The organism is Psychrobacter sp. DWR1-2-3, assembly GCF_049896465.1.
Lineage (GTDB): Bacteria > Pseudomonadota > Gammaproteobacteria > Pseudomonadales > Moraxellaceae > Psychrobacter > Psychrobacter maritimus.
This window is the reverse complement of the sequence record NZ_JAFCUJ010000003.1, coordinates 89,293-110,753: the sequence shown is the minus strand read 5'-3', so window position 1 is coordinate 110,753 and position 21,461 is coordinate 89,293. Positions and strand designations below refer to the sequence as shown.

Below are 21,461 nucleotides of genomic sequence, written 5' to 3'. Positions count from 1 at the left end.
AAATAGGTATAAAAAAAGACCAGAGGCGAGCTCTGGTCTTATCTACTGAGCATAACACTCAGCTGCTAATTACGGTCACATAGTATGTATTCATCTTATGAAGAATTGCTTATCAAAGATGGTGGAACTATGCGAAAGAATTGCTTATTACATACCACGAGCGCGGCGTACATCTTCAGCAGTGATATCATCGCGGTCAAAAAGATTACCATCGCGGTCAACCACGTTACCATCACCATCGATATCTAACTCTTCACGTTGAATGGTTTCAGCAATCGTTTCAGTATGACGCTCAGTTGTCTTACCGACATTTACTTCTTCAGAGACATAAGTTTCTTTATTAACGCGGGCACGTTCCGCTTCTAACTCAACTTCCACGGTTTGGTTGCCATCAATATCGCCGATACGGCGGTCTGTTGGGCGGTCTACATTGGTACGCTGGATATTAGCGTGCTCTTCTTCTAGCTCGACGTCGATATTACGCTCTTCGGTCACCACGTGCTTACCGACTTTTACCAAACCCGCTACGATGCGGTCTTTATTAACTGTCAAGCGCTCTTCTAATAGCTCTAACGTATTTGGGGCATTATAGGCATGGTCTGCAATTTCCATACGCTCAGCTTCTGGAATGCTATCAGCCACAAATGATTGGCGATCTTTTTCATACTGCTCTTTATAGCTGTATTGATAGTCGTGATCGTATACTTCCATCGCTTCGACTTGCGCTTGCGTTAGGCTATCAAAAAATACATCATCACCAACGATACGTGCTAAACCTGCTGGTACCAATACTTCTTTTGAGCTAAACCAACCGCCTGCGTCAACGATTAGATAACGAATGCGACCGGTGGTATCTTCTACTAAAGCGCCTTCGATTTTACCGATTTTTTCTTCATTAACACCATAGGCTGTTTTGCCTGTTGGGTCATAATAGTCATCACCGATAAGGTCGCGGTGAGTCGCTTGGATATCTCTTAAACGAATTAGTTGGCTCATTATTATCTTCCTTTTATATGAGTAAATTTTATTTAAATAAATTAGTAATTATTTTTTTAAAATAAAATGCGATAAACAATCGCATTACTGAGAAACTGGTAAGTTGTTGTCTTAAGCCAACACGGCTCTAGTGGATAGCTAAATTGTTAATTTAATTAACAACTCTAGTAAATAGCCTGTCCATCAACTTGTTCATATCGTAACAGTGCGATTTTCAATGAGATATATGAGCAAGGTAGCAAAGTGTGCGCTTGAGGTAAGTGCGTGTAATAGGCTGTAAAACTCACTATCACTATATAAATTTAAGTTAAGGCTTTATTACAGCAATAAACAAATTTCTGTGATTTGTAAATTTCACGCATAAAAAAACCGCATAGCCAAATGCCATGCGGCTTTTAAATAGTAAGAAAATCAGTTAATGCTTAGAACTATTAACTTAATATTAAAGTCTTAAAATTTTTTAAGGCGCTAAAATTTAAGAAGTTAAAAGGTTAAATAGCCTAAAATTAAGCCAGTTCAATTGCTACAGCAACGGCTTCACCACCACCGATACATAAGGTTGCGACGCCTTTTTTGCCGCCCGTACGTTTTAGCGAGTTGATAAGGGTGACTAAGATACGCGCACCTGAACAGCCGACTGGATGGCCAAGGGCACAAGCGCCGCCTTCAACGTTGACTTTAGCATGTTCGATGTTGAGCTCATCCATCGCAGCCATCGTGACCATCGCAAACGCTTCGTTGATTTCCCATAGGTCGACATCAGCAACTGACCAGCCGGCTTTGTCCAATACTTTTTCAATCGCGCCAACTGGAGCAATGGTAAATTCGCTTGGATGACGTGAATTAGAAGCAGCGGCTACGATGCGTGCTTGATAATCTAAGCCTTCCTCTTTTGCTTGTGACTCTTTCATCATCACAACAGCTGCAGCGCCGTCTGAGATTGAGCTGGCATTTGCCGCGGTAATCGTACCGTCTTTAGCAAAGGCAGGGCGTAGGGTAGGAATACGTTCAGCATTGGCAAGGGCTGGCTGCTCATCAGTATCGACGCTTTGCTCGCCTTTACGAGTTTTGAAAGTAACTGGCGTAACTTCATCTTTAAAATGACCATCTTTAATGGCTGTCAACGCACGGTTAAGCGACTCAATGGCAAAATCATCCATTTGCTCACGCGTATAGCCTTTTTCATTGGCCATTTCTTGGGCAAATTGACCCATCAGCTTACCAGTTTCAGCGTCTTCTAGACCGTCTAAGAACATATGGTCTTTGACTTCTTTATGTCCCATGCGATAGCCGCCGCGCGACCCTGGCATGATATAAGGAGCATTGGTCATCGATTCCATGCCACCTGCAACTGCCACGTTAAAGCTGCCCGCTTTAATACCATCGTGCGCTTGCATAACCGCTTTTAGACCTGAACCACAAAGTTTATTAATGGTAACGGCACCAGTAGCATCATTTAGACCTGCTTTACGCATGGCTTGACGAGCAGGGCCTTGACCAAGACCGGCGGTCAAGATACAGCCCATGATGACTTCATCAATATTATCAACGCTTACGCCTGAACGCTCAACAGCGGCTTTAATAGCAGCAGCGCCCAATTCTGTGGCGCTCATGTCTTTAAGTGCGCCTTGAAAGCCACCCATTGGAGTACGTGCGCCGTTTAAAATTACAATTGCATCATTTGACATTATTCTTCTTCCCTTTTAGGTTTTGAAACGAAAGTGCTATTTTTCATAGTTAAAATAAAACAGTTAAGCTAAAGCCAACCGCTTAGGTACTAATAGCGGTCTGGCTTAATGAGTCATACAGCTTAAGCGCTGGATAAATTACGCCAGCTCATCTAAGCGGATACGCACTACTTTATCAGTAATAGTATCGAGCTTTTCGATTTTTTCAATGGCAATATTCATCTGACTTTCAACCACAGGTAGCGTCAAGATAATTACCGGCACTTGACCAAGTTTATGGGCAGGTTTTTGTAAAATCGCATCGATATTGATACCCGCGTCGCTTAAGATACGCGTGATATCAGCCAATACCCCAGGATTGTCATGCGCATGCACACGCAGATAATAACCGGTAATCATTTGCTCAGCGCGCAAGATAGGCGTGTCTGATAATTGCTCAGGGATAAAGGCTAGATGTGGCACATGATGACCATTCGTGCTTTCATTGTTGCTATCTTTACTACCAAGAACGCGAACCAAATCCATCACATCAGCCATCACCGCAGAAGCGGTTGCACCGGCACCTGCGCCATCGCCGCAATATAGCGTTTGTCCAAGCGGATGAGAGTTGACCAGTACCGCATTTTTGACGCCATTGACGTTGGCAAGTAGGGCATTTTGTGGAATAAGCGTCGGGTGGACGCGCAGCTCAATACCAGCCGTACTATTGTCACCTGAGCCATCGCCTTCACGGCGTACAGCAAAGCCTATATGCTTGATACGATAGCCAAGCTCTTCAGCGTAGTTGACGTCCTGTAAAGTGATAGCAGTAATACCTTCACAGTAAACTTTATCAAACTGTAGCGGAATCCCAAAGGCAATAGAAGCAAGTAACGCTAGTTTATGAGCAGCATCAATGCCTTCAACATCAAAAGTCGGATCGGCTTCAGCATAGCCAAGCTCTTGCGCCTCGGTCAATACATCGGCAAACGGGCGACCTTTATCACGCATTTCGGTCATGATAAAGTTGCCAGTACCATTAATGATACCTGCTAACCACTCAATTTTATTGGCAGCAAGGCCTTCACGCATGACTTTAATAATTGGGATGCCGCCTGCCACTGCTGCTTCATAAGCGACATGGACGTTGTGGGCTTCCGCAAAGGCAAAAATCTCATTACCGTGTTCAGCGAGCAGCGCTTTATTGGCAGTAACCACATGTTTGCCGTTTTTGATGGCATGCATAATCACGTCTTTAGCCAGCGTCGTACCGCCAATCACTTCGATGACAATATCGACATTGTCACTGGCAGCGGCTGCCATCAAGTCACTGTTTTGAATAATGTTAGGGTCGATATCATCGCGCTGACGACGGGTACCGACTTCGGTAATCACAATATCGCGTCCGCTACGGCGTTTTAACTCATCTAAATTATCATTGATTAGGTTGATCACGCCCGTTCCGACGGTGCCGAGACCAAGTATCGCTAGTTTGATGGATTTGCTCACAGTATCCTCAAGAGATTATAGAGTTGGATAAGAATGCTTCTATACAGGCTCTTACATAAAAACGCTGATATAAAAGGGTTGATATAAAGAGTGCTGATATAAGGAAGAACGGTGTAAAAATATACGACTAATATCGCCAAGCGCTTTATCGTATCATACCGACAAGCGCTTGTGGCGTCTACCCAAACTCACTGTCGCCAAAGTCAATAATATCAGGGCAAACGACTAGCTGGCATCAATCGCTGTTTGTGCCAATTGTGCAGCTGGTAAATAACCACCGATTTGTTGTCCAGACTCGGTAAAGATAGCGGGTGTACCACGAACGCCCAGTGCCATACCAAGCTCGATTTGCGATTTTACCGGACTATTACAGCTAGGGGCTTGGACGTTAGCGCCCATTTTTGCCTGATCCATCGCCGCATTACGGTCTTCGCTACACCAGATGGCTTCCATCTTTGGAATACTGCCTTCGCTGCGCGGCCATGCCAAATAACGCACTTCAATACCACGCGCATTGATGTCATCTATCTCTTCATGGAGCTTGGTGCAATAAGGACAATCGGCATCGGTAAAGGAATACACGACAGATTTGGTTTCGCCTTTAGCCGGATAAATAATCATGTCTTTTTTGTCGACTGCTTTTAGCGCCTCTTGCGCGGTTTTGGCAACCAAAGCGCCACTGATATCAACCGGTGCTTCTGCGCCAACGGCGATAATTTGCCCTTGGATAATATGTTTGCCAGATTTATCAGTAAAGAAAGACGGTAAGCCCGATGCCGTTACCCAGTAAATATCTTTCATGTCCGTTGGTACGGCTGAAAGAATGTTTTCTTCAATGCCTGAAGCTTTTAAGTTTGCTTGTAAGGATTTTACCACTGCTGAATCGCTATCGGCTGCCACCTGCGCGGTACTGACTTTGGCTTCTGCACTATTGACGATGCCTGTATTACTGGTTGCATCAGCCGCATTATTAGAGCAGCCCGCCGCAACCACGACTAGCAACGCACCCATCATCATACGAGATAAAGGCTTGCGAGAAAATGTATCACGAATAGCGGTGGTTTTAGAAAAAGAAGGTAAAAACATAGGGTGTTCCTTTAGGCAGTCGTGCCTAAGCAAGATATAGATATAAAAAAGAGGGCAGTAAAGGGCAATAAAAAGTATGTAAACGCTTGCCGCATATTCACTGGATTTTGTTATCAGGGCGATATATTGCAATGGTGATATACAATTTATTGATAATAAAAGATAAGTGGCAATAGCTGTCATATTAGCATATTTTTATAAATAACCACTAAAGGTGAGTTTTAGCATTGTCAAATCTACAATTTATAGATAAATGTTACAAGAGCAGAAATAAAATACATTTGCACTATTTCATCTCGGCTTATGTCTAGGTAGGCTACTATTTATAACCGTTTCTTATAAGCTATCTCTTAATTAAACTATATCTCAATCATTTACTAAAACAATTTTTCTAATTTTCTTTCTAATTTTCTAAGGAGCCCATATGGCAGGTGCCAGTTTATTAACCCTACTTGATGATATCAGTGTGATATTAGATGACGTGTCGGTCATGACTAAGGTCGCCGCCAAAAAAACCGCGGGGGTGTTGGGTGACGATTTAGCGCTTAACGCTGAGCAAGTGTCGGGTGTCAAAGCAAATCGTGAGCTTCCAGTAATTTGGGCGGTCGCCAAAGGCTCATTTATCAATAAGCTTATTTTGGTGCCAGCGGCAATTCTTATTAGTGCCATTTATCCGCCTTTAATCACCTTTTTGCTTATGTGTGGCGGCTTGTTTTTGGTTTATGAGGGTGCTGAAAAAGTCATTCACCGATTTTGGCCGCATGCCATACCTGATGATGAAGAACAAAATGCACGCCGACAAGCCAACGCCGATGAAACGGTCGATTTGGTCGCCTTTGAAAAAGAAAAAATCAAAGGGGCGGTACGTACCGATTTTATTTTATCGGCAGAGATTATCGTCATCGCGTTAGGCGCGACGGCAACGGCTACTTTGTTACAGCGCAGCTTAGTGCTGTCTATTTTAGCCATTGGTATTACCGTTGGTATTTATGGTTTGGTCGCCGGTATCGTTAAAATCGATGACGTGGGCCTACATATGATGGAGAAAGACGGCAAGTTTACTCAAAAAGTCGGTAAGGTTTTATTTGCGGCAGCACCTAAATTGATGAAGTTTTTGTCGATCGCTGGTACTTTGGCGATGTTCTTAGTCGGTGGTGGTATCTTGGTACACGGTATTAATTTTTTACACCATGAAGTTGAAGATATCGCCCATTTAACGGGCATTTTTGAGAGCTTTACCACGGCGTTATTAAATGGTGTTATCGGCTTTATTATTGGTGCTGCTATCGTTGCTTTGTTGACGGTGATTAACAAAATACGCAATAAAGACGCGACTTCTGCACATTAAGCTTATTCTCAAAAACGCTGAGTCTTCAAGGTTCTGACTATTAGAGAGCCGTATTTATAACAATCGCTGTTGATAAAAACCGCTATTGATAAACAACTACATTGAACAAGATAAAGCCCCAAAGTTGCTAACAACTTTGGGGCTTTTACATTTTATAAAAGACTATTTATAAAAGGCGATTAGCTTTCGCTATCAGTATCATCAGATTCTGATTTTTCCGCCTGCGTTGGCTTCTTATGCTCAGTCTTCGGCTTACGCGTGCGCGCTTTAGGTACTTTTGGCGTGGTTAAGTTAAACATGCCTTTTTGTGGCAACAACTGCTCAGCCACATTTTCAATCATATTTTTATAACTGGCGATGGTTGTTTTTGATTTCGCCGCCTGAATTTCTTCTTTTGTCGCAGGCTCTGATACTTGTTCAGTTGCCTCAGGCGCTTGCTCAGTTTCGCTTTGCTCAACATCAGAAACAGTAGTTTCAGAATCAGCATCTTTAACCTCAGCATCTTCTGCTTTAACATCTTCCGCCTTCGCTGCTTCAACTTCAGATTGCTCCGCGTTTCCTTCTTCTAGTGCTTGCTCAACCTTTAACAGCTGCTCACTATCGGCGCTGACATCATCTGTCTGACCTTGATTTGCAAGCGCAGTTGCTTCTACTTTATGGGCATCTACATGAGCATCGACGTCGCTGTCGGCAGCTAAAGCGTTATCTGCAGGCGCTTCAGAAGTGGTAACTACAGCTAGTTCCTGATAGTCAGGATGCTGACCGCGTGGGTCGTTGCTTGCCCGTTTGCTAATAGCGCGTGGTTCAACGGCTGTTTTACCTTGCGCGGCGGCAAACTGACTGACCGCTTGCGTCATCTTCTCAAAGCGGGCGATATAATCTGCTGCTAAAGGTTGATAACCATAGTTGCTAAAGTTGAAATCTTGATTGGCAGCTTCGCCAGTCACTACTTTAGGCTCATTACTGCTATCGACTTTAACCTTGTCCTCGTCAGTAGTAGCGGCTTGCGCTTGCTCAACATGCAAGGCAATGGCTGCATTAAAGCAGTTGATAACGCCCTCTGCTGCTAAGCGCGCTTGCGCCTCTGGTAGCGTCGCACGGATAAATTCACCAACCGTACCACGGATAGCTGGCATATTTACAGCGGTTGGCTTGTCTTGCTGACTTGCCTGAGGTATTTCAGCGACCGACGTTTTAGTTGTCGGTGCTTGAGCCTGCTGACGACGAACCAGACGTGGGTCATTGCTGGCTTGACCAAACTTATTGGCCGTCACATAGCGTTTAGCAAACAAGGCGTCATGGTTAAGCTCAAACGCTGGTTGCTTGCTATTGCTAGCATCATCGTCAGCCTTAGAATTAGCATCAGTGGCAACATCAGAAGCGGTTTCCTGAGTTTTCTCTGTAGCTGCTTTATTTTCAACGATGGCGTCTACTGGCTTTTGACTTTCAGCTGGACGGTCAGTTTTAACATCACTGCTGTTAGACGTTGCTTGCTCATCTGTCCCTGCTTCTTCAGCAGCACCTTTTTTAGCGGCGACTTTACTGTCGTCTACAGAATTAGTATTAGACACTTGCACTTTAGCTTCAGTAGCGCTTGGTTGTGCTTGGTCTGCTTTTGGCTCTGCTATTTTTGCTTCTTTTAGATGAGCTGCATCACTGTTAACAGCTTCAGCTATATCAACTTGCTGACTGTTTTTTTCACTGTTATCAACCGATTCACGGCTGTTTTTAGTAGCTTGACTGTCAGTCTTTTGCTCAACAGCTTCCGGCTTGTCTACATTTTTCGGCGTGCTGTCTTCTTGACGTGCTTTCTGCTTATCAGCGTCATTGCTAGCTTTCTCAGCGTTTTGCTTTGCAGGCGCTTGGCGAGTAGCTGTTACAGATTTACTGTCATCTAAGGATAAATGTACAACTTCTGGCGATTTGAGTTCCGTGGCTGCTTCATTGACCTGTAATATAACTTCGTTAGGGTCTTGGTTGCGGCGTGAGCTGGATTGACTTCTACCATTGCCATTATTAGCCTCTTTAGTGCTTAGCTGAGCATTTTGTTGTGCATTATCAGCGCTTAACGTCTCACCGCGCTGAAGTTTGCCGCGTGAGTGACGTTGGCTATTTGATTTACGCTTAGCACGAGTTTGCTCGTCTGCAGCATTAGCGCTTTTGTCGTCAGCGTCGGTGCGCTCATGACGTTCATTGCCTTTGCTATTTTCGCTGCTCTCATTACCATTGCGAGCGCTGTCTTGACGATTATTACGATTACGGTCGTTAGGACGTCTGTTATCCTGCTGACGTTTATCTTGGCTGTTCGATTCTTTGTTATCAGCGCTACTGATGCTGCTGTCTGTCGTATCGCCAGCGACGTTATCACTCGTTTCATCTGACGGCTCTTTTCTTTGGCGCGTCTTAGAAGGGCGTGATTTACGTGGCTTACGTCTTCTTCTTTCTTCAGCATCGTTATTGTCATCAGCTGTGTTGTTAGCAGCCTGCTGACGATTGGCGTTTGACGGCTGGTTATTGGCTTGTTGATTGCTCTCTTGCGGCGCAGCTGTAGCTTGATTGTTATCAGTAAGCACACTGTTATCAACTTGCCCAAACGAGCCTAAGCTTTGCGCGCCTGTATTGACCAGCGCTTCAATGGCTTCAGCGGCGTCACGACTACTGACGCTATGAGTGGTCTGTGCCTGCGGTGCTTGCGCAAATAAATTAGACAACCAAGCAACGGCTTGCGGTTGGGCAGCAGCAACAGGAGCAGTTTGGGTCGCTACTGGCGCAGCTGTAGCCGCAACAGCCGGTGCACTTTGTGTCGGCGCTTGTGTTTGTGGATGTGTTTGTGGCTGTGTTTGTGGCGCCCGCGCTGATGAAACATTGCTAGCATTGGTATTGCTACGATGGTCATTACTATGACTGGTCGTACTCTGCTGCTGGCTCGGCGCACTTTGCTGGGTATTGGCGCTCGTATTCGCTTGACTGTTATTACCGTTATTATTACTGCTGTTATCGGCTATTTGGCGTGGCTGGCGCGTCGGCTGCTGCTCAGGACGCTCTTTTTCAGCGGTTTGCCAGTCAACTTCATAACCCAAATCGCTATGTTCTTGGGCTGTATCCGTAATACGCTCATAGCTTGATGGGGCAAAGCCGTCACGGTTAAAGTGCAGCTTAAAGTTTGGCGATTCTAAATGCGCGTGCGGCAAAATGGTAATACGCGTACCACTGTCTTGTTCCAAGTAAACCAAGGCATCGCGCTTTTCATTTAATAAGAAAGCAGCGATATCAGTCGGTACTTCTGCCTGTACTTCACCTTGACGTTCTTTTAAGGCGATTTGCTCAATTTGACGCATAATAGATAGTGACAGCGAGCGCAAATCACGAATCATGCCATTGCCATGACAGCGTGGGCAAATATAACCAGTCGATTCTTCTAGTGATGGACGCAGACGCTGACGGCTCATTTCCATCAAACCAAATTTAGAGATATCACCGAACTGTACGCGGGCACGGTCATATTTGGTGGCATCAACCAAACGTTTTTCAACTTCTTTTTGATGCTTATTGTCATTCATATCGATGAAATCAATGACAATCAAGCCGCCCATATCACGTAGACGCAATTGACGAGCAATCTCATCGGCGGCTTCTAAGTTGGTATGATAAGCAGTTTCAGCAACGTCTGAACCTTTGGTCGACTTGGCGGAGTTAATATCGATAGACACCAAGGCTTCAGTCTGGTCAATAACGATTGAGCCACCTGATGGCAAACGTACTTCACGCTGATAGGCCGTTTCGATTTGTTTTTCGATATTAAAGCGTGAAAACATTGGCTCATAATCGGTGTATTTACGTAGCTTTTCAGCTTGTTTTGGCATCACCGCGTCGATAAAACCTGCCGCTTCGATATAAGCGTTTTCGTTATCGATCCAAATCTCAGCAATATCATCACGTAGATAATCACGCACGGCGCGCGTCACGACGCCAGCTTCTTGATGCACCAAACGCGGTGAAGGATATTTTTGATTTTGTTCTTGAATAGCTTGCCAGATATTAAGCAAGTGGTTTAAGTCATGCTGCAAGTCTTCTTGGGTTTTGCCAATACCAGCAGTACGAATGATAACGCTCATGCCTTTTGGCAAATCTAAGCTGCCAAGCATACGCTTCATATCTTCGCGCAATTTCCCCGAGATTTGACGTGAAATACCGCCGCCACGAGGGTTGTTTGGCATTAACACTAAATAACGACCAGCCAATGACACATAAGTTGATAAAGCCGCGCCTTTATTACCGCGCTCTTCTTTTTCAACTTGGACGATGAGCTCGTCACCTTCTTTGATCAGTTTTTTGATGTTTTCATCGCGTGGATTGCCGCTTAAATATTCAGCAGAAATTTCACGAATCGGTAAGAAACCTTGACGCTGTGAGCCATATTCGACAAATACCGCTTCAAGCGAAGGCTCGACACGGGTCACATGACCTTTATAAATGTTGGATTTTTTTTGTTCGCGGGTACGGTTTTCTAAATCGAAATCATAAAGATGATTGCCTTTACAAAGGGCAACACGAATTTCTTCGTTTTGAGTGGCGTTGATTAAAATGCGTTTCATATTTATATCCTATGAGTACGCAGAACAACGACGAGACAGGCTTTAGGGCAGGGTGGCAAGTGTGGCTAATAATACAATTAGCCTGAGCAGACGTTAATGAGCGGTAGAACGTAAATCATAAATGCAGTTAAGCGCGCGGGCTTTTCGCAATCGCTTTTTGACCTAAAATGTATTAGCGATAAGGTATGCTAATGTCGGTAACATTCATATAGATAAGATAGGGTGTAAGGCTACTATCTATCTATAGAGTTATTATGAATAGGCTTGTTCTAATGATTAATGCAGGAGCAAGTTAGTGGTCTTTTATTATCAGTCGTCTTATCCAGTTTTGTAGGCAGCGCACGTTGTAAGGGTGGCAGTGGATAGTGACTGAGAGTCAAGAGGTCACAGGTACTAAAAAAGCATCGTGCTGTCACAGTAATCAATCAAGGTCTAGCAATAATATCGCTGTCATTAAGGACTATTATATAAGTGTTATCGTATAAAATAGTGCCGTGCAGCGGTTATCCTTTTAGGTGAAGCAATTGGTCATTCTTTATTTATCGTTCTTTTGGGTATAACGTCAATATATCTGGGGTATCTCAAAGCTAGGTGGCGCTGCTTTCGTCATCAGCGGGGCGTACTTGGCAAACAGAATAAATGACCGGCTTATCGGCACGGTGTCTCTTGTCTATTCTACTTATCGTCCTCTGTTTGACCACCAATACTCAGGCAGCTATCGACAATCAGTTAATGATGCTCGATTCTGGCTCTAAACGACCCATACTTGCTCATCTGCGCGCCTAAAGGACTGGATGATAAATAATTATGTATGATCATAAATAGTTATCAAGGCAAGTCGTGGTTATGCGGTAGTGAGTAAATGTTATGTTGTTATCGTTTGATAAAAATGTTTTAAAAATCTATCAAAGCGATTTTGTCTAATGTCACAATATTCTGTAATGATAAACAATCTTATGCTGATAACTTATCTGGTACTAATACTGTTTTGTACTAATAAATGTCAGCGTTGTTCTTACAATTTATGGGGCATTATAGGGTATATCAAGGGATATAACACCCTTAAAATCAGATGAAACACACAAGCTTGGCAGATTTTATAGCAGGCAGCGCTTAACTAACCAGTACTGACCAGCAGTAAAAATGGCGCTACACTGTCTGTAACAACAATGAATTATTGTCGCAGCCTCTGCTTAATTGGCGCTCAACATGCTAAACTATAGCAAATCTTTATGTAAATACCTAACTAAAAATGACAAACGACAAAATGACAAACGACGAACCTATCCACGAAGCTCCGGCTATCTTTAATAGCAAAACGCGCCCGCAAAGTGCCGATGACGAAATTAGTAACTTTGAAAAGGTCAACTACCTTGAAGTTACTCGCCATCAGCATGATCAGCGCTTGGACAACTTTTTGCTCAATCGTCTAAAGGGCTTGCCTAAACCGCATATCTATAAAATGATTCGCTCTGATGAAGTGCGCGTCAATAATAAACGTTGTAAAGCGCATGACAGATTACAGCGTGAAGACGTGGTGCGTATTGCGCCTGTCCAGCTAGCCACCCGCGATAAACCTATTATCAGTACCGAATTTGCCAAGAGTTTATTGGCACGTGTGGTCTACGAAGATGAAGGTTTAATCGTATTGAATAAACCATCGGGTATCGCCGTTCATGGCGGTAGTGGTTTAGATTTTGGCGTTATTGAAGCCATGCGCGAAGTGACGGGCAAAAAGTACTTAGAGCTGATTCATCGTATCGATAAAGATACCTCAGGTCTGCTGATGATTTCTAAGAAACGCTCAGCGCTAAAAGCCCTGCAACAGCATCTGGTCGACAAAACCATCCAAAAACACTATCTATGTATCGCCAAAGGTCAGCCTGCACTGAACGAGCAGCGTATCGACGCGCCATTATTGCGCTATACACTGGCTAGTGGTGAGCGCCGCGTAAAAGTAGATGCACAAGATGCCCAAGCTAAAGAAAGTCAGACAGATATTATCGTTCATGGTCGTTTTATGCTGGCCAATCAGCCAGTCAGCTTGATTGAAGCTAAGCCACTGACCGGTCGTACTCATCAAATCCGCGTGCATTTGGCACATATTGGTCATGCTATCTTAGGTGATGATAAATACAACGTGCATGACAAGTCTGGCGTGCATCGTCTGTGCTTACATGCGTGGCGTTTGGATATTCCCGGCTATGAGACCATTACCGCACCATTACCAGATGAGATGGTAGCTTGGTTACCAGCAGACATTAAACTACCTGAATAAGCTTAAAGGACTGATATTCCATTCTCAGTTTTTATATTAATATTCAGTATGAAGCACAAACGTCACAGTGACTTATAAGGGCATGTTTTATCCAAATAAGTGACCGTGACGTTTTCATATCCGCCATTTACGATGAATCGTTAAGGGTTAGTTCATGACAGCAGCAGCACTCGCTCATACATTAGCAACAGCCAATACTTCTAAATTAGCAGCCGAGCATCACTTAGCCAATAAAACGCTGATTATTTTTGATTGGGATGGCACCTTGATGGATTCGATTGGCTTAATCGTTGAGTCAATGCATGTGGCAGGCGAGGCGCATGGCTTTACCACCACCGATCAGGCCGTCAAAGACATCATCGGCCTGAGTCTAATGAATGGTATTGAGATTTTATATCCGCAAGCAACCGCTGCGCAGAAGCTAGCGATTCAGCAAAGTTATGCGGATTATTATATTCCGAACAGCCATCGTACGCCGTTTTTTGCGCCTATCGAAACTATGCTGCAAACCTTGCAACAGCAAGATAAGCAGCTGGCGGTCGCCACTGGTAAGAAAAGAAAGGGTTTAGATCGGGTATTAGATGGTTCTGACAGTCATCATTATTTTGCCATCACGCGCTGCGCTGATGAGTCAGGCTCAAAACCTGACCCACAAATGCTCAGTGATATTTTAGACCATACCAAGCAGCCAATCTCGCAGGCGGTATTTATCGGCGACAGTATTTATGATATCCAAATGGCCAACCGTTTGGGCATGACCAGTATTGCGGTCAATTATGGTACGGCGTCGAGTGGCGAGCTTGCTGCCGAGCAGCCAACTTATCAAGTGGATACCCCGCAAGCCTTGGCTGAGCTATTGTGTGCTTAAATAAGCATTCGTTTAAATGGTAAAAGAGGGTCATAAAAATCAAAAAGGGTTTATCGTTATTAGCGATAAACCCTTTTTGGCTGAAACTGTGACTGGTTAAAAACTGTGACTGGTTAAAAACTGTGACTGGTTAAAAACTGTGACTGGTTAAAAAGTAGGACTGGCGAAGAAAACCATGAGGTTTACTTGCCGTCTTATTCAGTACTGTCCTTTTCAACATTATCTTGTTCAGCACTATCTTTTCTAGCACTATCTTTCTCAACATTGCCTGTTTGAGCAGCGTCCTTTGCAATCGCGTCTTCTAGCTCAGCACCTTCTAGCAAAGCAAAAGAGGATTCAATAATTTTATTAGCATCCAGCTGATACTCATACCAGTTGCCCATGACGCCGGCCAATTCATCAAGCCCTTCTTTTCTTAACGCTGAAAATAGCTGAATGGTACAGTTTAAGCTCAATTGCTTCAGTCTCTTACGGGTATTCAGTAGCGCGTTTTTGGAAGCACCATATTTAAGCTTATCGGCTTTAGTCAGCAAGATATGCACTGGCAGATCGCCATCTTTTGCCCAATGCAGCATTTGCTCATCAAAGAACTTCAGTGGATGACGAATATCTGACATCAGCACCAAACCTGCAAGGCTTGAGCGTGATACCAGATATTCCTCTAGCTCAACCTGCCATTCTTTTTTCATCTCAAGCGGTACGGCCGCATAACCGTAACCGGGTAAATCAACCAAACGTCTATCACTATCGCCAATACTGAAAAAGTTAATCATCTGCGTACGGCCAGGCGTTTTAGACGAGCGTGCCAATTGGCGCTGATTGGTCAGTGCATTAATAGCGGACGATTTACCAGCGTTTGAACGTCCAGCAAAGGCAATCTCTAGCCCAACATCAGGCGGACAAAGGCGAAAAGTTGGCGCAGACATGAGAAATTCAGTTTGCTGAATGCGTTGACGGGCTTTGGTATTAAAATCCGCGTGTTCAGCGGCGACATCTTTGAACGGGGTACTCATAAGTGACTCATTAATCTTGAAAAATTGGATACGGTAATAAAAGTTTTTGAATTAAGTAGTGCTTACAGCAGCGTATGGAATAGGTGCGCTGCAAAAATAAGACTTCAATCATATAAGGGTTTTAGGATACCGCCTATTCTATACTATTACGGCGCTTAGTTATTGAAATAACGGCCATTACCCTTATATTAATTACAACCTATTGGCGACATAGTCTTAAAATAGCTTTTAAGTAAATTGGCTCTTAGGGCAGTCTTCTGCCTCATGAGCAGCCGTTAACAAAGCTAAACTATATTTATATATATTAATACGACATATATTGTTACAATCTTTAGTAAGACAGATTGAATGAAAGACGTTTAATAAAATTATTGATTAAGCGAATGAAAAACGATGTGAGGTGTCCCATGTTCTCAATCACCACAACAGTTGCCAAAAGCTATCGCTTATTAGCCAGTACGGCAACCGCGCTCATAATTGGTACGGCAATGCTAAGTACTGCCAGTGCGGCTGATATTGCAACGTCCTATAATAACTCATGTGCCGCTTGTCACGATAGTGGCGCGCTCAATGCCATTAAAAAAGGCGACAGTGCCAAATGGCAACAGCTCATCAAACAAAAGGGCATGCCAGCGCTGATTAAATCGGTGAAAAGTGGCATGATTCAAATGCCCGCCGGTGGATTGTGCACAGATTGCAGCGATGATGATTACCGTAAACTTATCGAATATATGAGTAAATAGCGTTCAACCTGTGTATAGGTCATGCCTAAGTTATAAAGCTATCAATCATTGTTTATAAAAATATATAAGGCGCAAGGTTGCTAAACCTGTTGCGCTTTTTTGTTTTTATGAAGCAGGTGATTAGGATATGAATAGAAAAAATCCCCAATGCTACGATTAAGTAGGCAAATAGTAAAAAGTCTTGCTATAATAATCCAAAATAAACCCTGATATTAGTAAGTACTTTCGGGCTGCTTGTGATAAAGACCGCAGAATATATGGCTTAGCTGGCTAAATGATGGCTCTGTATATCTTTCGTCTTTAAATAATACAATCATGCTAGATAATGCTTACGCCGAGTTAGTAGGATTTGTATCAATGAAAAAGTTAATCGCTGCCGCCAGCTTATGTGTTGCAAGTTTCAGCGTACAAGCTGCTATCACTGTTCCTGAATATGATCTTAACGCTGGTAAACAAGTCGCCGAAACGGTTTGTGCTGCTTGTCACGGTGTTAATGGTGTGAGTCCTATACCAGCCCAGCCAAATCTTGGCGGTCAAAACGTGAAGTACTTATACAAACAATTGGTTGATTTTAAATCGGGCTATCGTAAAAACGGTATCATGCAATCACAAGTTGCCAATTTATCTCAGCAAGATTTGGCCAACGTGTCAGGATATTATGCGAGCCAAAAACCTTGGGGTGTAGCATTCGGTAATCCTGCAACCACACAAGAAGCGACTAAGCTGTTTTTAGGCGGCGATAAGACACGCGGTGTCATCGGTTGTGCAGGTTGTCATGGTCCAGATGCAGCGGGTAACGCTTGGGCTGCATTTCCACGTTTAGGTGGACAGCATGCTGAATATATCGCCACTCAATTAAAGCTTTTCCGTGCGGCTGGTCGTGTAGATGATATCGACAGCGATGAGCAAAAACGTGTCAACGATGCGGCAAAAGAAGGCGAGATGGGTATGATGCAAACCGTTGCTTCAAAACTGTCTGATCGCGATATTCGCATCTTGTCAGATTATGTGAGTGCTATCCACTAATTTGTTGCATGTTTAAATGAAATACTAACTTATGTACTTTCATGCAGCCGTTATGCTTTAGCTATTAAACCCCGATTTCGGGGTTTTTTTATAACTGTCAGTCCTTATATAATTTGCATAATCTTTTATAAAACTTGTATTAAATAAGTCGCCTGTATATAAAGCTAATAGAAAAAGTATCGGCGCTTATCAGGGCTTTATATCATTAAATGTTATTCACTTTGAATCGCTTGGATTTAAATTATGATGATTCGCTATGCTTCTTACTTTATCGCCGCGCTGCTACCGCTACTACTGTTTCGTTGGTTTGCACCCGCATCTATAGGTGAGATCGATTTTTGGTTGCTTTGGCTGTTAGCCATGGTGCTGGTCTCATTACCGGTCGTGTATGCTGAGATTGCCTTGGCCTATCGTAGTGCCGAGGCGCCTTTAGCGGGTATGCAAAAGCTCACGCGCGAGGCAGATGCCAGCTCTTTATGGCGCGGTTTTGGTTGGCTCGCCGCATTGGTGTCTATTATTATTGCAGCACTGGTCATATCTGGTGCAAGTACTGGTATTTTAGCCGCTCTAACGGAATTAAATAGCGCGCCTGATGTACCAAGCTTTGCCATTGCGGCAGGCTTAATGGTTATTGCTGTCTTATTAAGCTTACTGGGCGTCGCTCCTTTACCGATTGGCTTGGGCTTAATGTTGATTGGCTTACTACTAGGAGTAGCAAACGGTTTACCAAATGTTGCTTTTACGATGACCGATGTCAGCTTAAGCGAGTGGGCACGCGCTGTTGCCTTGGCATTAGTCAGTGTGGGTGCAGGTACTGGCTTATATTGGTTTGGTCAGCATTTAGTCAGCAAGCAAGCCGTTACTGCGGTAGGGGTGGATAATCATAACGCCCAAAAACCTTCTCGTCATCATGCTACGCAAGAATATCGGGCAACTAAGCTTGTCCTACCGATTTGGATATTACAGCTGGTGGTTGGTGTTGTCGCCTTATTTATCAGCGGTATGGCATTGCCACCGATTGGGCAGTTACTTTATTGGGTCGGCGTATTGTTTGTGGCCAGCTACTTACTACACTATAGCACGCAGCAATTGGCGTATAAATTTGGCTTATTGGTCAGTGTGCTATTAACCTTTGTAATAGCCCTGCTGCTAGTAGTTGCGATACCGACCAATTGGCTGGTTGGCATTTTGGTGATTATCAGTAGTATCGCCGTGTTATTACTGTCAGTTTTTGCCGGTTGGCAAATGAAAATTAGCCATTTGCGTAAGTCTTTAAACTTTGGCAATGAAGCTTTTTATAACTTATGGCGGGTTGCGATACGCTTGATTGTGCCATTGGCATTACTATTAGCGTTAATCGGTTGGGTAATGCAGTGGTTAAGCTAATGAACGCTGCTAATAACCATGCTGCTAATAATCATGCAGCTAGCAACAGTGAAGCTAACATTAATATGTCTCAGTCTGAACAGAGCAATTTGATGACGGTATATCTGGCGTATGCCGAAGAAGCAGAGCGTCAGCACTACCTAACCGTTAAACTCAGTCAAGGTGCTACTCTATATGAGGCTTTGGCGCAAGTGGGTTGGCTGACACAGTTCGAAGAGCTGGCAATATGGTGCGAACAAGTGGCTGATATGACGACGCCAACGGCTAAGCGTTGGCGTGTCGGGGTATATGCGCAAAAACAGCCGCTAAATTATATATTGCAGCCTTTTGATCGGGTAGAGGTATATCGCAGCTTAAGCGCTGATCCTATGTCTCAGCGCAAAAATAAATCTCGGGGTTAACCGTCAGTCGCTATAATTTACTAGCCAGTCGTTATGGTCTGCGAACAGATTTACGATGCCGGTAAGCTGTCGATACCTTCGATACGAGTTACTATACCATTATCATCAAAATAGACAATTAAGTGCTGGCTGGCATTTTTAACATCGGCGATACCTTTGCGGCGACCTTCTGTCCCTGCTTTATAATCGTAAATATAATCCCAGCGCTTAGGCTCTAATGTATCTTTAATTGCCGGACTGCCAAGAATATAAAGTACCTGATTTTGATTCATACCCACTTGTAGTTTTTGTGCTTGGGTTTGGGTAATAGCGGTACCTTGTGGCAAATCAATCTTATACACACTTAGTAATGAGCAGCCAGACATAGCGACAGCGGCACTAAGCATACTGGTAATGGCAATCTTGCGTACTGCGCTTGCAGAGCTTAACGAACGAAAATTCAATGTCTTTATCATGGTAAGATGACTCATAAAAAATGGGTTAGGCGCAGCTAAGAACCGATAAGGCTGGTCTTGCAGGCAATCTTGGACAAATGATACGTCATTTACTTGCAATTGCCTACCACTTACGACATTATTTACCAAACGCTATCTGGCGGTATTTATTATTTATATTTTAAATTCATAGACTTGGCATCAAATTTTTATAAAAAATTGCTCTAGAAATTCGCCTGAGAGTGGCTAGGTTTTTATGGCTGATATTTCTTTATCCGCTATTATTACTCATGATTAATGATTTTTAACTCGTGTTTTTTGAATTTATTTGCTAAGACTTTCATAGTCAGAAGGGATATTATGGCTTCTTTTACCAATCAAGACTTACGTAAAGCGGGTTTGAAAGTAACGTTACCGCGTATTAAAATTTTAGAGCTGCTTGAAAGCGCAGAGCTGCATCATATGAGTGCAGAAGAGGTGTACAAGGCGCTGATCGAGCAAGGTGAGGATGTGGGTCTCGCCACCGTTTATCGCGTGCTGACGCAGTTTGAGCAAGCGGGTATCGTTGAGCGTCATAATTTTGAGAACAATCTATCGGTATTTGAGATTACCCAAGAAGAGCATCACGACCATCTGGTTTGTGATGTCTGTGGTAAGATTATCGAATTCCATAATGAAATCATCGAAGAAGAGCAGACCAAAGTAGCAGCAGAACATGGCTTTAAATTATCTGGTCATTCTTTAGTGCTCTACGGTATTTGTGACAACCAGGCTTGTAAAGACAACGCAAAATAAGCGTTTCAAAAAAATAGCTGATGCTGCTAATTTTAAAGCTATAAAAAAGCCCTCACATTCGATGAGGGCTTTTTTATGGAAAAATACTGAATAAATTAATAAGTAGGATCAAGCTAAGTAATATAAAACTAAGTAATATCAAGCGATAAACTATCAGCGCCCTCATCTAAATTGGCAGTACCGTTTTTATTGCTCAATTTGATTTTTAAGCGCAAATCATTAGGAGAGTCGGCGTGCAGAATGGCTTCTTTATAGGTGATTTCGCCCTGTTCATATAAATCAAACAGCGCTTGGTCAAAGGTCTGCATACCACTCTCGCGTGAGCGCGTCATCACATCTTTGATTTCATGAACCTCACCCTTACGGATATAGTCACTAATCAGCTGTGAGTTTAATAAAATCTCAATAGCAGCGCGTCGTCCTTTGCCATCAGGCGTTGGAATCAGTTGCTGGGCGATAATGGCTTGTAAGTTCAGCGATAAATCCATAAACAACTGATTATGGCGACTGGTTTCAAAGAAGTGAATAATACGGTCAATGGCTTGGTTGGCGTTATTGGCGTGTAAGGTAGCAAAGACCAAGTGTCCGGTCTCAGCATATTGAATCGCGTAGCTCATAACCTCGCGGTTACGAATCTCGCCAATCAAAATAACATCAGGCGCTTGGCGTAAGGTGTTTTTCAGCCCCGCTTCAAAAGAGTGGGTATCGATACCGACTTCACGCTGAGTAATAATACAACCGCGATGCTTATGCACAAACTCGATAGGATCTTCGATGGTAATAATATGACCGTGTGAGTTCTGGTTACGATGCCCAATCATTGCCGCAAGGGTGGTGGATTTACCCGTCCCCGTTGCACCAACCAACAAGATAATACCGCGCTTTTTCATCGCCAGCTCTTTTAATGCTGGTGGCAGGCGCAGTTCTTCGACCGTCGGAATTTTATTCTCAATTTTCCGTAAAATCATTCCCGCCATGTCGCGCTGTATAAAGGCACTAACCCGAAAACGCGCTTGCTGAGCTTGGTCTGTAATCGCAAACTGACACTCATTGGTTTCGTCGAATTCTTTTTGTTGGTTTGGCGTCATCACGCCTTTAACCAATCTCATGGTTTGCTCAGCCGTTAATGGCGTTTTGCCCACGGGCAGAATTTTGCCATTAATTTTCATGGATGGCGCAACGTCAGCGGTAATAAAAAGGTCAGAGCCGTTTTTATTGATCATTAACTGTAAAAGTTTATCAATGTCCATAACGTACCTACACTTGGAATATATAGATTAAAAGGTGCTTCAATAAACTTTTAAAGACTGCCAATA

General features: G+C 43.5%; 16 protein-coding genes. 8 read left to right on the top strand and 8 right to left on the bottom strand.

The annotated features are described in order from the left end of the window. Positions 1–147: 147 nt before the first annotated feature. From ACP7AA_RS06785 to ACP7AA_RS06770, 4 genes are all read right to left on the bottom strand, one after another. Complete coding sequence (locus tag ACP7AA_RS06785) at positions 148–996, bottom strand: DUF2382 domain-containing protein (protein ID WP_201562382.1); 849 nt, start codon at positions 994–996, stop codon at positions 148–150. 506 nt (positions 997–1,502) lie between these two features. Beyond that, positions 1,503–2,684 (bottom strand): thiolase family protein, encoded by a 1,182-nt coding sequence (locus ACP7AA_RS06780; RefSeq protein ID WP_201619088.1) that lies wholly within the window; start codon positions 2,682–2,684, stop codon positions 1,503–1,505. A gap of 138 nt (positions 2,685–2,822) precedes the next feature. Then, a complete protein-coding gene (locus tag ACP7AA_RS06775; protein WP_426223037.1) occupies positions 2,823–4,172 on the bottom strand; it encodes a homoserine dehydrogenase in 1,350 nt (449 codons plus the stop codon). Positions 4,173–4,397: 225 nt separating this feature from the next. Continuing rightward, positions 4,398–5,258, bottom strand: coding sequence for a DsbC family protein (locus ACP7AA_RS06770; RefSeq protein WP_201624698.1), 861 nt, complete (start codon positions 5,256–5,258; stop codon positions 4,398–4,400). Between the two features lie 424 nt (positions 5,259–5,682). On the opposite strand from ACP7AA_RS06770, the gene ACP7AA_RS06765 reads away from it, so the two are divergent. Further along, positions 5,683–6,606, top strand: coding sequence for a DUF808 domain-containing protein (locus ACP7AA_RS06765; RefSeq protein WP_281490459.1), 924 nt, complete (start codon positions 5,683–5,685; stop codon positions 6,604–6,606). Positions 6,607–6,785: 179 nt separating this feature from the next. On the opposite strand, the gene ACP7AA_RS06760 is transcribed toward ACP7AA_RS06765, so the two are convergent. Further along, on the bottom strand, positions 6,786–11,201 hold the full coding sequence (locus ACP7AA_RS06760; protein ID WP_426223036.1) for an Rne/Rng family ribonuclease: 4,416 nt from the start codon (positions 11,199–11,201) through the stop codon (positions 6,786–6,788). A 1,267-nt stretch (positions 11,202–12,468) separates the two neighbouring features. Between ACP7AA_RS06760 and ACP7AA_RS06755 the strand changes: the two genes are divergently transcribed. Then, complete coding sequence (locus ACP7AA_RS06755) at positions 12,469–13,479, top strand: RluA family pseudouridine synthase (protein ID WP_201562370.1); 1,011 nt, start codon at positions 12,469–12,471, stop codon at positions 13,477–13,479. Positions 13,480–13,633: 154 nt separating this feature from the next. Then, entirely contained in the window at positions 13,634–14,347 is a 714-nt protein-coding gene (locus ACP7AA_RS06750) for an HAD family hydrolase (RefSeq protein ID WP_426223035.1), read from the top strand. A gap of 194 nt (positions 14,348–14,541) precedes the next feature. On the opposite strand, the gene yihA is transcribed toward ACP7AA_RS06750, so the two are convergent. Further along, positions 14,542–15,360: a ribosome biogenesis GTP-binding protein YihA/YsxC gene (gene yihA / locus ACP7AA_RS06745; RefSeq protein WP_426223034.1), complete on the bottom strand. Its 819-nt coding sequence runs from the start codon at positions 15,358–15,360 to the stop codon at positions 14,542–14,544. A gap of 407 nt (positions 15,361–15,767) precedes the next feature. Between yihA and ACP7AA_RS06740 the strand changes: the two genes are divergently transcribed. The 4 genes from ACP7AA_RS06740 (at position 15,768) to ACP7AA_RS06725 (ending at position 18,916) form a co-directional block, all read left to right on the top strand. Then, complete coding sequence (locus ACP7AA_RS06740; protein ID WP_201619096.1) at positions 15,768–16,103, top strand: c-type cytochrome; 336 nt, start codon at positions 15,768–15,770, stop codon at positions 16,101–16,103. A 357-nt stretch (positions 16,104–16,460) separates the two neighbouring features. After that, positions 16,461–17,129 (top strand): c-type cytochrome, encoded by a 669-nt coding sequence (locus ACP7AA_RS06735; RefSeq protein ID WP_201562362.1) that lies wholly within the window; start codon positions 16,461–16,463, stop codon positions 17,127–17,129. Positions 17,130–17,372: 243 nt separating this feature from the next. Next, on the top strand, positions 17,373–18,515 hold the full coding sequence (locus ACP7AA_RS06730) for a hypothetical protein (RefSeq protein ID WP_426223033.1): 1,143 nt from the start codon (positions 17,373–17,375) through the stop codon (positions 18,513–18,515). Further along, positions 18,515–18,916, top strand: a complete 402-nt coding sequence (locus ACP7AA_RS06725; RefSeq protein ID WP_426223032.1) for an RnfH family protein — start codon at positions 18,515–18,517, stop codon at positions 18,914–18,916. Before ACP7AA_RS06730 ends, ACP7AA_RS06725 begins: the two co-directional genes overlap by 1 nt. A gap of 50 nt (positions 18,917–18,966) precedes the next feature. On the opposite strand, the gene ACP7AA_RS06720 is transcribed toward ACP7AA_RS06725, so the two are convergent. Then, entirely contained in the window at positions 18,967–19,386 is a 420-nt protein-coding gene (locus ACP7AA_RS06720) for an outer membrane protein assembly factor BamE (protein WP_183619781.1), read from the bottom strand. A gap of 324 nt (positions 19,387–19,710) precedes the next feature. Between ACP7AA_RS06720 and fur the strand changes: the two genes are divergently transcribed. Continuing rightward, on the top strand, positions 19,711–20,145 hold the full coding sequence (gene fur, locus ACP7AA_RS06715; protein ID WP_201562358.1) for a ferric iron uptake transcriptional regulator: 435 nt from the start codon (positions 19,711–19,713) through the stop codon (positions 20,143–20,145). Positions 20,146–20,273: 128 nt separating this feature from the next. Here the strand turns inward: fur and ACP7AA_RS06710 are convergent, their stop codons facing one another. Continuing rightward, positions 20,274–21,395: a PilT/PilU family type 4a pilus ATPase gene (locus tag ACP7AA_RS06710; RefSeq protein WP_426223031.1), complete on the bottom strand. Its 1,122-nt coding sequence runs from the start codon at positions 21,393–21,395 to the stop codon at positions 20,274–20,276. Positions 21,396–21,461: the final 66 nt, after the last annotated feature.